The 13,126-nt window shown below is 48.4% G+C and carries 11 protein-coding genes; 9 read left to right on the forward strand and 2 right to left on the reverse strand.

Going from position 1 to position 13,126, the window contains the following annotated elements; translation table 11 throughout:
* Positions 1-920 precede the first annotated feature (920 nt).
* A complete protein-coding gene (locus K5Y32_RS11210; RefSeq protein ID WP_222183800.1) occupies positions 921-2,909 on the reverse strand; it encodes a sigma-54-dependent Fis family transcriptional regulator in 1,989 nt (662 codons plus the stop codon).
* Between the two features lie 113 nt (positions 2,910-3,022).
* Between K5Y32_RS11210 and K5Y32_RS11215 the strand changes: the two genes are divergently transcribed.
* The 5 genes from K5Y32_RS11215 (at position 3,023) to K5Y32_RS11235 (ending at position 8,377) form a co-directional block, all read left to right on the forward strand.
* Positions 3,023-4,570 carry a sugar porter family MFS transporter gene (locus tag K5Y32_RS11215; protein ID WP_370635099.1) on the forward strand — a complete coding sequence of 516 codons (1,548 nt, stop codon included), beginning with the start codon at positions 3,023-3,025 and terminating at the stop codon, positions 4,568-4,570.
* Between the two features lie 26 nt (positions 4,571-4,596).
* A complete protein-coding gene (locus tag K5Y32_RS11220; RefSeq protein WP_222183804.1) occupies positions 4,597-5,604 on the forward strand; it encodes a Gfo/Idh/MocA family oxidoreductase in 1,008 nt (335 codons plus the stop codon).
* 9 nt (positions 5,605-5,613) lie between these two features.
* On the forward strand, positions 5,614-6,393 hold the full coding sequence (locus K5Y32_RS11225) for a TIM barrel protein (RefSeq protein ID WP_222183814.1): 780 nt from the start codon (positions 5,614-5,616) through the stop codon (positions 6,391-6,393).
* Between the two features lie 91 nt (positions 6,394-6,484).
* Positions 6,485-7,381 carry a myo-inosose-2 dehydratase gene (iolE, locus tag K5Y32_RS11230; RefSeq protein ID WP_222183816.1) on the forward strand — a complete coding sequence of 299 codons (897 nt, stop codon included), beginning with the start codon at positions 6,485-6,487 and terminating at the stop codon, positions 7,379-7,381.
* Positions 7,382-8,140: 759 nt separating this feature from the next.
* Entirely contained in the window at positions 8,141-8,377 is a 237-nt protein-coding gene (locus tag K5Y32_RS11235; protein WP_222183818.1) for a hypothetical protein, read from the forward strand.
* 89 nt (positions 8,378-8,466) lie between these two features.
* Here the strand turns inward: K5Y32_RS11235 and K5Y32_RS11240 are convergent, their stop codons facing one another.
* Entirely contained in the window at positions 8,467-9,015 is a 549-nt protein-coding gene (locus K5Y32_RS11240; protein WP_222183820.1) for a TetR/AcrR family transcriptional regulator, read from the reverse strand.
* A gap of 133 nt (positions 9,016-9,148) precedes the next feature.
* On the opposite strand from K5Y32_RS11240, the gene K5Y32_RS11245 reads away from it, so the two are divergent.
* From K5Y32_RS11245 to K5Y32_RS11260, 4 genes are all read left to right on the forward strand, one after another.
* Complete coding sequence (locus K5Y32_RS11245) at positions 9,149-10,240, forward strand: alkene reductase (protein WP_222183823.1); 1,092 nt, start codon at positions 9,149-9,151, stop codon at positions 10,238-10,240.
* 74 nt (positions 10,241-10,314) lie between these two features.
* Positions 10,315-11,097 carry an SDR family oxidoreductase gene (locus K5Y32_RS11250; protein WP_222183825.1) on the forward strand — a complete coding sequence of 261 codons (783 nt, stop codon included), beginning with the start codon at positions 10,315-10,317 and terminating at the stop codon, positions 11,095-11,097.
* 132 nt (positions 11,098-11,229) lie between these two features.
* A complete protein-coding gene (locus K5Y32_RS11255; RefSeq protein ID WP_222184297.1) occupies positions 11,230-12,048 on the forward strand; it encodes an oxidoreductase in 819 nt (272 codons plus the stop codon).
* Positions 12,049-13,071, forward strand: a complete 1,023-nt coding sequence (locus K5Y32_RS11260) for an NADP-dependent oxidoreductase (RefSeq protein WP_222183827.1) — start codon at positions 12,049-12,051, stop codon at positions 13,069-13,071.
* Positions 13,072-13,126 lie beyond the last annotated feature (55 nt).

Genomic DNA, 13,126 nt, shown 5'->3' on the forward strand with positions numbered 1-13,126 from the left:
TCCGGGCGAGATCTATGTTGTAACAAATGCATTACACTTAGAACGTCCGATGAAAATGCGGTAAAAATGATGACAGAACCTTGTGGTTTACTGAATACCGGAGAGGAAGGTGAGGAGCGCACCGAAGAAAACGATATCGGACCAGCCTACCAGGCTGTCTGATATACCTCGGCTACATGGACATAACCTTAAGCTTATTTTTAACCTGAACGGCCGATTTTGGCTCATAGCAGCCCTTTCGCCCATGTACTTTGGTGGTTTCAATCCAAAAGCATACTCCAACCATTTATTCTCTCACTTTTAGCATGATCGATCTGTACAGTTCGATGGCCCTCCAGATGTCATCCTGTGTATCTCCATCCCAATCAGCAACTGTGGCCAACTCGGATTTGAGCTGCATAATGAGGATATGCGCATCTGCAACTTCATCCTTTCGGCATTTTGATGCGATACGTGATATCGACTTTGAAGATAGGCTTGAGTAAGGCGAAAAAGCGGTACGCTCAGCGGCAATTAGTTTTTGTAATTTCCTCATATAATCTATGAATTCTGAATAGTGGGAGGGTAATGCATGGTAATTTTTACTGATCACAGAAACCAATAAAATAGCCGAATTTAATATGTTCGGTCTTCGCTCATAAAGGCATTATTAATGCATACCTTTGCAGGTTCGTACCGCATCGAACTTGATTAAACCCGCACTTTTTTTCATTAGCTAGCGAAGCAAACTATCCACCTGAATACCTGATTTTGCGTGGTAATCACCACGCCAGCAATTTTTGCAAACGTAGTGCGCCACCATTCCGCACTGTCAGTGATGGATGTAAGGAATGCAAAAATTGATTGCTTACTCTGGCCTGTTAAAGTTCAGGAATAGCGATATGCAGACCTCCTGATGAAAATTGTGTGTTTTGTAGGGGTCAAGCTTCATGGTTTAACCCGCGGTAATCACTGGGTTCAATCCCATATCTCTTAATCTTGTTATACAGTGCACCGCGTGAAAGATTAAGCGCGATGGCGACTTGTCGCATGTTGCCCAGTTTTTCCATCAGGCAAAGTTCGATCAACGTCTTTTCGCCATCCTTAAGATTGAAACTTTTCACTTTCTCACGTGGTAGACCTAAATCAGCATAAGCGGGTAGACGAAGCTCCTCTGGAAGGTCCTTATCCCGGATATCGTCCGTTTCCGTCAGATTTATGGTTCGCTCAACGATATTTTCCAGCTCACGCACATTTCCTGGCCAGTCGTAGCTTTCCATCAACTGCAACGCCGAGCTGGAAAAGAATGCGCGTTCTCGATTGAGTGCGCGACAGATTTTTTCACAGAACCAGTTAGCCAACTCTTTAACATCTTCTTTTCTCGAACGTAATGGCGGAATCGGCAAGCTGATCACATTCAGGCGAAAGAAGAGATCTCGACGGAAAGAGCCATTTTCAATATCTTTTTTCAAATCGCGGTGGGTTGCAGCTACGATACGTACATTCACTTTCAGCGGTCGTTTACCGCCGATACGCATCACTTCACCCTCCTGCAACACTCTTAACAGACTTGCCTGAGCTTCAAGAGGCATATCACCGATTTCGTCGAGGAATAGTGTTCCTCCATCCGCCAGTTCAAATTTGCCCGCTGCACCACCGCGTCTCGAACCGGTGAAGGCGCCATCTTCGTAGCCAAATAATTCGCTTTGCACCAAATCACGAGGAATCGCGCCACAGTTTACCGCAAGAAACGGACCGGTATTGCGGGTGCTGCCATTATGGATAGACTGAGCAAATAACTCCTTGCCCGTTCCGCTCTCTCCTGTCAGAAGCACGGTGCTGTCACTGCGTCCGGCATTTCGAGCTTTATTACGGGTATCCTGCATTACTCTTGACTGGCCGAGGATCATATCAAAGTTGTAGCTGGCGCTGCTACCAATAACACGACGCGTCATATCTCGCACACGTCGGTTATCACGCATTGAAATGACGCGACCACCTTCGGGAGTAACGACAACTGAAATCACACATAAAATACGTGAATCAGGGCTTGGGCAAAGAGCAATATTTCGATCCTTACAGGCTGGCAACTCCCTCAACGAGCAACCTTCAGGAAGTAATACTTGATCAGCATCCCGGAAGCGGACATCCCCCTGTATGCCGAGCACCTCACGGGCATAACGGTTTATCTGCCGAATAATGCCTTGTTCACTGACGACCAGAACACCTTCATTCAGCGCTTCCATCACTGATTCCTGCTCATTCACCAGATGCCGCAAAATAAGCTGCTGTGAAATCGCCTCGGCAGCGGCCTGGACGGTTCCAAGCGTGTGATAGTGGAAACAACCGGGGTTTGCAGTCAAAGTCAGAACGCCAAGCATAACGCCGTTCTCGTCCCTGATAGGGGCAGCCGCACAATGTTTGCCACGAATGCGCAGCGCTTCTTTATAGTTCTCTGCGCTGAGCATATAAACCAACTTATTCTCTTTCAGGCACCGGCCAGTGCAGTTGGTGCCTGATATGGCCTCACTGAGAATACTGCCTACTGGCGTTAAATCCTGGCCACAAAAATGCAGTGTTATGCCATTGGCATCGGTCAGATTAATGTGGCCATCAGGATTGTAGGCAAGCAGATTACGCATGATGTCGCGCGCGATGGAGATTAACAGCGCGTTCCGCGCCAGTATTCTTCGTAACTCGCTCTCATCGCAGAACTGATATTCAAAACGATAGGCATTAATGCCTTCCGTATGGCTACGTAACCATGATGCGTGAATAGCCGAACGAAGGCCTTTAGGGGTATCGCCCTTTTCGAAGGCTTTCCAGGCCATTCCCAGTTTTTCATTGTACTCGGCAAATCCCTGCTCATGGTTAAGCTTCGCGATAAGCTCCCATTCCTCGTCCCAAGTCATCTCGTGAAAATGGTCCATAGATTTCATTCTTTGTAGCTTTGAATGTGTTCATTCTATAGACATGTGATGAAGACATGTCTTTTTAATTAACACTTTGTGACCGATGTCTTTTTTTATTTCCTTATAAAACAGTGGAGTGTGACTTGGCACACCCGTTGCTAAGTAGTTATGTCTTACCTACAAAGACAAATAACTTAAAAAAACCAACGTGGAGAAGTAATGAAATGTCTACACGAAAGCACAATGTGCCTTACCTCATATTCATCTGTGCCATCGCTTCAGTCAGTGGAATCATTCTCGGCTATGACGCCTCCGTCATTTCTGGCGTTATTGATCCCTTAACCGAACATTTGTCGCTCACACCAGCGGAAAGTGGCTGGGCTGTTTCTAACGTGATTTTGGGATGCGTCATTGGTGCCTGGGGGGTCGGTCGCTTGACTGACCGCATCGGGCGCAAATCGACACTGATCATTACCGCAATTTTGTTCGCGATCTCGGCTATTGGCGCGGCATTGGCCAATGACCTGACGTGGTTTGTTGTTTACCGTTTGATAGGTGGCTTGGCTGTAGGCATGGCTTCAGCGGTCACGCCTCTCTATATCGCTGAAGTATCGCCGAAAGATTTGCGTGGCCGCATGCTGGGTATGCAGCAAATGCTGATGGTAAGCGGTCAGTTAGTTGTTTATGTGGTCAACTATCTGATTGCTAAGGGAGCAGCTCACGAATGGATCGTTTCTATGGGCTGGCGCTGGATGCTGGCATCGGCATTGGTTCCCTGCGTGCTGTTCCTGATAATGGCTTGCTTTATGCCGGAATCACCACGTTGGTATGCGATGCACAACAAGAAAGAACAAGCACTCAAGGTGCTTACCTCTCTTTCAAACGCAGCACATGCTGAACGCCTTTATAGCGCGATTCGTGGTTCTATCGCTGCAGATTCTGCCTCAAACGATGGTCAACCGCAGCGCGGCATCCTGAAAGACAAAAAAGCCTCTTACATTCTTTGGATCGGTTGTGCGATTGCCGTCCTTCAGCAAGTTTCGGGCATCAACATCCTGATGTACTTCGCACCATCGTTATTACAGAACGTCACCGGTAATACCCAGGATTCGCTATTCCAGAGCATATTCCTTGGATTGGCGCTGCTTGCCGGTGTAAGCATTGCGCTGGTTGCATTTGACCGGGTAGGCCGTATTCCCCTGCTGCGCTGGGGAGCATTGGGGTGTGCTGCCTTCCTGTTCTTCACTTCCTGGGCATTCATGAATGAAGCAAAAGGCTACTTACCGGTTGTGGGATTAGTCGGTTTTATTTTTGTTTTTGGCCTGTCATGGAGTCTTGGTGCATGGCTGCTGATCTCCGAAATTTTCCCGAACCGTATGCGAGCTGTCGCCATGGGCTACGCGTTCTGTTCCCTATGGGTTTCAAACTTCATCGTGACGCAGAGCTTCCCAATGATGAACCGAAGCCCAGTGCTGATGGAACACTTCAATGGCGCTTTCCCGCTGCTGTTATGTGGAGGATTCAGTGTCATCGCGTTTTGGTTTGTTGGCCGCTTCCTGCCGGAAACTAAAGGCGTCTCGCTGGAGCATATCGAACCATTGATGCTTTCAAAATCCCGTCGTTTTGGTCATGAGCAACCGCTCATCACACCAGAATCTGTATCACAAAGTAAGCCGTAAATACCCTACATACTGAGGAGAGTTACATGTCTGTTAAAAATATTGTGCGCGTTGGTCTGATTGGCGCAGGTCGTATGGGCAGTTTCCACGGTGAAACGGTTGCCCAACGTATTCCAGGTGCAACATTAGTCGCAGTTGCAGATCCTGTTCCGGGTGCCGCTGACAAGCTGGCCGCTAAGCTGGGCGCGCAAAAATCTTATACCGACCCACAGGCAATGCTGAATGATCCAGAAATCGACGCAGTGGTCATTGCATCACCAGCTCGTACTCACGCTGAGCTGGTTGTAGCCGCAGCTAAAGCAGGTAAAGGTGTATTCTGTGAAAAGCCAATGGCTGTCACGCTGGAAGAGGCTGATAAAGCCATCAACGCGGCTAAAGAAGCCGGTGTAGCTCTGCAAGTTGGCTTTAACCGTCGTTTCGTGAGCGGTTTCGCTGCAGCCTATGAAGAGATCAAAGCAGGTAAGATTGGCGTACCTCAACTGCTTCGTTCAATCACGCGTGACCCAGGTCTGGGTGATCCAACGCCAATCCCACACTGGACAATTTTCCTGGAAACATTAATCCACGACTTTGACATCCTTCTGCATCTGAACCCAGGCGCGAAACCGACTCAGATTTATGCCGTTGCCGATGCGTTAGTGCGTCCTGATTTTAAAGATCGCGGTTTACTGGACACCGCCGTAGTGAACATTCGTTTTGATAATGGCGCGATCGCCACTGCTGAAGCTAATTTCCAGGCCGTTTATGGATATGACGTTCGTGGTGAAGTGTTCGGCAGCAAAGGCATGTTGCAGGCTGGCAACATCAATGTGAACAACTGTGTGCGTTACACCACCGAGGGCATCTCTATTGATACTGCTCGTCGTGATACCGATCTGCTGCGTGACGCTTATGTGGCTGAGTTGACCGACTTCGTTCGTTGTGTTGCTACTGGTGAAATCCCGAAAGCAACTGGCGAAGATGCGCGCAACGCACTGGAAATCGCACTGGCATGCATTGCTTCTGTTCAACAGTCTCAGCCAATCAATCTTTAAGGATTTTAGATGTCTAACTACTCATTGTCCGTCTGCGCAGAAATGGTGTTTCTCGACCTGCCATTTCTTGAGCGCGTAGAACGTATTCACGCTATGGGCTTCGGTGTTGAAATCTGGGACTGGACCAAGAAAGACATTGATGCGCTGGTTAAAATCGGTGCTCGTATCACTTCAATGACCGGATATATCTCTGGCAATCTTACCGACAGTGGTGAGATTGCCAAGCTGCTTTCCAGCGCTAATGAGTCAATCGAAGTTGCACGTCGCCTTGGCTGTCCTTCTCTCAACTTGCACGGTACTGGTCTGAACAATGTTGGCCTGCCAGTGAAACCTGTTGAAATTGTTACTGGTGAAATGTGGCTGAAAGCGAAGAGCACTCTGGATGCACTCGCTACGTTGGGAGAGAAGGCAGGCAAGGTTTTCACACTCGAGAACCTTAATACTGCTGTTGATCATCCGGGTACGCCTTTTGCAAAAGCGGAAGACACTCTGGCGTTAGTTGCCGCCGTAAACAGCCCATACCTGAAAATGAACCTGGATATTTATCACGCTCAGATTGGCGAAGGTAATTTGGTAGAACTAATCAAGAGAAGTGAGAAGCATATCGGTGAAATTCAGGTTGCTGACGTTCCGGGCCGTAAAGAACCGGGAACAGGTGAAATCAACTATAAAGCCATTGCTCGTGCCCTAAAGGGTATCAATTATCACGGCGTAGTAGCACTGGAAGGTTGGGCATCAGGTGATTCGGTGGTGGCGTTAGAATCCTTCCGCGAAGCGTTCACTTTGTAATACTGAAATTTCCTCAGAGTCTCTGAGAACCTACTTAGCATCGTTTCTCAGGTCATCGGAAGCGATGCTTTTTATTTTGAAGGATAGAATTATGAGCGTATCAAAGCGTATTCGTGTTGGCGTTAGCCCACTGTCCTGGACAAATGACGTGTTGGAAGATCTTGGCGGTGATATCCCGCTGGAAACCTGTCTTGAAGAAGCCGCGGCAGCGGGTTATGAAGGGATTGAGTTAGGCCGTAAATTCCCCAGAACAGTTAATAAACTTCAGCCAATACTTTCCAACGCAAAACTCAAGTTAGCCTCTGGCTGGTTTAACGGATTCCTTATCGAACGTAGTTTCGAAGAAGAGCTTGAAGCTGTTCACGATCATGCATTGCTTCTGAAGTCACTTGGTGCAAAAGTTTTGGTTTATGGAGAATGTGGGGCAATGCCCGGAAGTGCACCTCTGGATGAGCCATTATCCCTGTCTCCAGCCTTAGCGAATATTAGCCTTGAGCAGTACGCACAGAAAGTTAATAACCTGGCTTTCTCACTGTTGAAAATTTATGGCCTGCGCCTCGCTTACCATCATCACCTGATGATGGTGGTTGAAACTAACGATGAGCTGAAAGCATTCCTTGAAGCAACTGATGATTTAGTGGGTATCGTGCTTGATTGTGGCCACGCAACCGCGGCAGGCGTGGATATCGGCTGGGTACTTGAAAACTACGGCAATCGTGTTGCACACATTCATATGAAGGATGTGAGAGGCGATGTTTTAGACAATGTGATCAACAATAACCTCAGTTTTAATGATGCAGTCAGAAACGGTTTATTCGCAGTTCCTGGAGACGGCATTGTTAATTACGCTCCAGTAATTAATTACCTTAAAGATTCAACCTATGATGGTTGGATAATTATTGAAGCAGAACAAGACCCCGAAAAAGCACCGCCTTTAGAAACTGTCAAGAAAGCGCGCTCTTGGGTTAAAGATGAGATTGGAATTTGAGTCTCCAATAAAAAGTAACCATTGAGTTACTATGTAGGATCGCCTGGCGCTCATTGAGCGCCTTTTTTTGAATTCAATCTTTAAAGCTAATTGACAATCCAATACGTCTCCACTCTTCTTTTTTTAATATCCAGAGCTATCTGAAGCCTCGCAACCTTATCAGCTATGACAATCATTGCAAAATACTTATCTGCGTTATTAGTCGCGTTGTCCGCCTGCCATTCCCAGAACTTGATATCTAATAATATTACTTCTATTCTGCAATCAAGTTCTGCATCGTAGCGTTCATTTGGTTACATAGTAAAATGGATTTAAGGACCAGGTAGAAATTATACACTAATCTTAATCGATAGGAATTAAAACCAACAATCAGAGTGATACTTTTAGCAGGGTAATCAATAACAATTGAAATTAATTCAAAGTGTGGGAAGTGAGATAACTGATTATCTCTTGACTGAATTTATTGATTTGTAGTCTGATAGAGGTGGGTTAATTAAGAATAATGATTTTTACATAAAATCTCATCTAACATCTTGTTGTTTTAAAGTTCAACAGAAAAAGTTGATGTATTTAATAAGATAAATTCAAGCAAGGCCAGGATTTACAGCCAAAACAACCTTATTTATGTTGGTTAATATATTGCCAGGTTAGCAACGCCCGCATTTCGCTCATAGCGGACCGATGCAAGTTATATTCAGGGATATGTTTTATTACGCTAGAACAAGGCATCATTAACAGGAAAAATGGAGGATTATATTTATGGCTAAGATCCAATACAACCTTACCTGTGGAAGCGATGTCATCCGTGATGGTATGTACCTCGAACTTTCTGAGGCTGGAACATCCCCGCTCCGGCAAATTGCTGAAGTCTTCTATTCCGACGTAACTCATGAATTCTCTTTTTCTTGCTACGAAGGATGCATCCCTTTGGAAGAGATTGAAAAGCTCATTCACGAAGCTAAAAAATTGCTTCCGCCAGCGAAGCAGGAACCATGATGGGCCTGAACGTCTGCTGAGTGCCAGAAGCGGACGTTGGTGATTTATTTATATGCACTGCTGAAAAAAGTCCCCTAAGCCCAACACATTCAATCCTCACTGGCTTCATGATTAACAAGACGCGCACGGCAGACATCCAGAATTTCATCAGCCAGAGCGGAATTATCTGGGCAGGCACGAGACAACACCAGTGCACCCACAAGATGGGCGATGGTATCTATCAGGTCAGCGCGCGTGCCATTTTCAGTTCCTAAAACGGCGAGTTGGCGTTCAATTCCAGCGGCAAATGTCGCCTTGATTGATTCAGACTGACGGGATGTATCGGTGCCCAGTGCTGACATCACGCACCCTTTTCCCATATCATCGCGATGTTGTCGGGAGAGGTAGTATTCAATAAATTTTTCCCGGTCCACACCTGCCGTGCTTTCTGCAGTACGCGTAAATCCGCAGCTCATCGCTTCCGCCATCAGGTCTGCCTTTGAACCAAAGTGCTTGTAAAACCCGCCATGGGTTAAGCCTGCCGCTGACATCAGTTCCGCCACGCCCACGCCATCGTAACCGCGTTCGCGAAAGAGTTCTGAGGCCGTTTCAACAATGCGTGTCCGATTTTCCCGAACCTGCTCTTTCGACACTTTCATGCTTTCCTGCCCCTCTTAAAAATTGAGTTTAAGTATACATTGATGATGACCGTAATCAAACGAGTTGACATTATAGATTATGATCATCATCATTATATTGACACCTTAACCCACCATTAACGGGCGAATAAGCATGACGAATCAGACATTATTTCAACCCTATGAACTTGGCTCACTAACTTTGGCCAACCACATCGTGATGGCGCCGCTGACACGTAACCGGGCCGGAGCGGGGCTGGTACCGGGCGAACTGGCGGCGACCTACTACGCCCAGCGTGCCACAGCAGGATTGCTGATCACTGAAGCCACGCAGATCTCCGCACAGGCGCAGGGCTATCAGGATACGCCGGGGATCTACACGCAGGCTCAGATCGATGGCTGGCGTAAAGTGACTGACGCGGTGCATGCCAAAGGTGGGCGCATATTTGTACAGTTATGGCACGTAGGACGAATTTCGCATGTCGATTTACAGCCGGGTGGCGCTGCACCGGTCGCGCCGTCAGCCATTCGCGCCGAGACAAAAACCTTTGTGAACAATGGCTTTGCTGATGTTTCTGAGCCACGTGCGCTGGAGTTGCAGGAAATACCGGGGATTATTGACGATTTCAGAACGGCATCGGCCAATGCCATTGCCGCCGGCTTTGACGGCGTAGAGATTCACGGCGCGAATGGTTATCTACTGGAACAGTTCCTCAAAGATGGCGCAAATCAGCGAACTGATAAATACGGCGGCTCTGTCGAGAATCGTGCGCGCCTGCTGCTGGAAGTCACGGCGGCCGTAAAAGATGAGATTGGTGCTGACCGCACCGGCGTACGTATTTCACCGGTTTCTCCTGCAAATGCGATTTCGTGCAGTGATCCGCAGCAGCAATATGATTACGTCGCTGACCAACTCAGCGCATTAGGCATCGTGTACCTCCATGTAGTTGAAGGTGCGACGGGCGGCCCGCGTGATGTATCCCCGTTCAATTACGACTCCCTGCGCCGGCGTTTTAAAAACACTTACATTGGCAATAATGGCTATGACCTGGAACTGGCGTCCGCTCAGCTTGCGCAGGGTAAAGCCGATCTGTTCGCGTTTGGTCGCCCATTCATCTCCAACCCCGATCTGGTCGAGAGGCTGAAGACGGGCGCACCTCTGGCCTCAATCAATCCTGAAACACTTTATGGCGGTGGCGCAGCGGGATATACCGATTACCCGTCGCTGACTGAGACCAGTAAGTAAAGCACCGGTGTGACGGTTCTTCATACATCGCACATGGCGAATTCAGTTTACACTTTAATAAAGAAGATCAAATTATGACTAAAGCTTCAGTTCTCATTACAGGCGCATCCACGGGTATTGGTGCGGTTTACGCTGAACGGTTCGCCCGCCGGGGCCACGACCTGGTTTTGGTTGCGCGCGACAAAACGAAGTTAGAAATACTGGCCGATCGTCTGCGACAGGAAAATGGCATTTCTGTCGATGTTTTGCCTGCTGACCTTACGCAAACGAGCGATTTAGCTGTGGTCGAAGCTCGCCTGCGTGAAGACGCGCAGATTGGCATTCTTATCAATAACGCGGGTATTGCACAGTCCGGCAGTTTTACAGAGCAGACACCTGATTCAATAGAAAGCCTTATCGCGCTTAATGTTACTGCGCTGACGAGACTTGCTAGTGCCGTGGCACCACGCTTTGTGCAAGCAGGCGAGGGATCGATCGTCAACATCAGTTCCATCGTCGGCCTCGCCCCAGAATTTGCCATGACGGTTTACGGCGCCACCAAAGCCTTCGTGCTTTTCCTGTCTCAGGGAATGAATGTCGAGCTGTCATCTAAAGGCATTTATATCCAGGCGGTGCTCCCTGCCGGCACTTACACGGAAATCTGGGACCGTGCGGGTATCGACATCACTAACTCGGCAAAATTCATGGAAGTGGGCGAGTTAGTGGATGCCGCACTGGTAGGTTTTGACCGCCGTGAACGGGTCACCATTCCGCCTTTACATAATGCTGCCCGCTGGGACACCCTCGATGCTTCGCGTCAGGCTCTGCTTTCAGACATCAAACAAGATGAATCCGCAGAACGATATAAAGCACTGTAATCAATGAGATGTCCTGTGCAGAACGGTCTTCCGGCTGTTCTGCACAGCGGTAAATCCGACATAAATCCATTACAGCCTGTCGTCTCATCAGCGATGAGAAACCTGAAACATCTCATGAAGGCCTTATTCAGCATGGCAAAAAAACGTGTTGCACTGGTTACCGGCGCGTCCTCGGGTATCGGCGAAGCGTCTGGTCACAAACTTTTAGCCGCAGGATTTACGGTATATGGTACGAGCCGGCGTGGCGCTCAGGCGGGAAAGCATCCATTTCCTATACTGGCGCTGGATGTGACGGACGACGCTTCTGTCGAGGCCGCCATTGAGGAGTTGTTGCGTCTCGAGGGGCGAATCGATGTTCTGATTAATAATGCGGGCTTTGGGGTTGCTCCAGCGGCGGCGGAAGAGAGTTCTGTCGAACAGGCCAAACACATTTTCGACACCAACTTTTTGGGCATCGTCAGGTTGAGCCGCGCAGTGATCCCTCATATGCGCCGTCAGGGCAGCGGGCGCATCATCAATATCGGTTCGATACTCGGCATCGTTCCGTTGCCGTATGTGGCACTTTATGCTGCCAGTAAGCATGCGGTCGAAGGGTATACCGGAGCACTGGATCATGAACTGCGCACACAGGGCATCAGAGTGTCTGTCATCGAACCTGCCTACATGAAAACACAGTTTGAAGCCAATAATATCGAGGCGGATGCAAAGCTTGAGGAGTATGACCAGATCCGGGCTAAGCTGACGAAAGTGGTGAGCAAAGCAATGGCTGAGGCGGAAAGTCCGGAGGTGGTGGCTGACGTGGTGGTTAAAGCTGCTCAGACTTTACGCCCGAAGGTGCGCTACACGGCGGGAAGGCTGGCAGGTCAATTGAATTTTATTCTCAGATTCGCCCCTGCGTCATTCCTGGATAATGTGGTGCGCAAAAGTCTTCAGCTTGATGCGAAAAAATAAATGAAGAATAAGACGATGAAAGCACTTACGTTTAAACGCTATGGTAAATCCCCTGAGCTGGGATTCGATAACATCGATTGCCCTTCCCCCAATGATAATGAAATCCTGGTAAAAGTTTTCGCTGTGGGTCTGAACCCGATTGATAACATGATCCCAACCGGAATATTCAAACCGGTTTTGCATTTTAAACTCCCCGCCACTTTGGGAAGCGACTTAGCCGGGGTTGTCATCGCCGTGGGGAGTCGAGTGATGCGGTTCAAGCCAGGTGACGAAATTTTCGCCAGCACTTTCGACACGGGAATAGGTTCTCTTGCGGAGTTTGCAGTGGTGCCAGAGAGCGCTGCAGCCATAAAACCCACGAACCTGGATTTCGTGCAGGCGGCTTCGCTCCCGATGGTGAGCCTCACATGCTGGCAGGCGCTGACAGAGCGAGCCGGGTTGCAGCCTGGTCAGAAGGTCTTCATCCCGGCAGGTTCCGGGGGGATTGGCAGTTTTGCCATCCAACTGGCGAAGCACCTTGGCGCACAGGTGGCCACGACAACCAGCACAGACAACGCCGGATGGGTGAGTTATCTTGGCGCAGACGAAGTGATTGATTATAAAAAACAGGAATTTGAAAACGAGCTGAGCGACTACGATGTGGTTCTCGGCACTATCAGAGGCGATTCAATTGAAAAATCCACCCAAATTCTCAAGCCGGGTGGAAAGATTGTTTCTCTCATCGGTCCATTAGATGCTGCGTTCGCCCGGTCGCGGAGACTAAACGTCCTGCTGCGTTTAGTTTTCGGGTTGATGAGCCGCAAGATCATGCGTCTTACAAAAAATCGAGGCCTCATTTATTCATTTCTTTTTGTCCGTCCTGATGGCGATCAGCTCGCCCAAATCGGCAAACTCATTGAGGCGGAACAAATCAGGCCGGTGATCGACAAGGTATTCCCTTTTATAGAAGCAAAGGAAGCTCTTGCCTATTTGGGTCAGGGGCACGCGAAGGGCAAAGTAGTCGTTAAGATGCAGGAGTCATAACTAATGAAATTTGAATCTGTTTAAAGAATTTCGAAAGAAAAACGCCACTAATTTG

Origin of the sequence: Pantoea sp. DY-15 (assembly GCF_019795935.1) — a bacterium.
GTDB classification, from domain to species: Bacteria; Pseudomonadota; Gammaproteobacteria; order Enterobacterales; family Enterobacteriaceae; genus Pantoea; species Pantoea leporis.

Bases quoted from the DNA above. Each gene is read 5' to 3' on its own strand.
- K5Y32_RS11210 (WP_222183800.1), bottom strand. From the start codon at position 2,909: ATGGACCATTTTCACGAGATGACTTGGGACGAGGAATGGGAGCTTATC.
- K5Y32_RS11240 (WP_222183820.1), bottom strand. From the start codon at position 9,015: ATGAAAGTGTCGAAAGAGCAGGTTCGGGAAAATCGGACACGCATTGTT.
- K5Y32_RS11255 (WP_222184297.1), top strand. From the start codon at position 11,230: ATGGCAAAAAAACGTGTTGCACTGGTTACCGGCGCGTCCTCGGGTATC.
- K5Y32_RS11260 (WP_222183827.1), top strand. From the start codon at position 12,049: ATGAAGAATAAGACGATGAAAGCACTTACGTTTAAACGCTATGGTAAA.
- K5Y32_RS11235 (WP_222183818.1), top strand. From the start codon at position 8,141: ATGGCTAAGATCCAATACAACCTTACCTGTGGAAGCGATGTCATCCGT.
- iolE (WP_222183816.1), top strand. From the start codon at position 6,485: ATGAGCGTATCAAAGCGTATTCGTGTTGGCGTTAGCCCACTGTCCTGG.
- K5Y32_RS11250 (WP_222183825.1), top strand. From the start codon at position 10,315: ATGACTAAAGCTTCAGTTCTCATTACAGGCGCATCCACGGGTATTGGT.
- K5Y32_RS11245 (WP_222183823.1), top strand. From the start codon at position 9,149: ATGACGAATCAGACATTATTTCAACCCTATGAACTTGGCTCACTAACT.
- K5Y32_RS11220 (WP_222183804.1), top strand. From the start codon at position 4,597: ATGTCTGTTAAAAATATTGTGCGCGTTGGTCTGATTGGCGCAGGTCGT.
- K5Y32_RS11225 (WP_222183814.1), top strand. From the start codon at position 5,614: ATGTCTAACTACTCATTGTCCGTCTGCGCAGAAATGGTGTTTCTCGAC.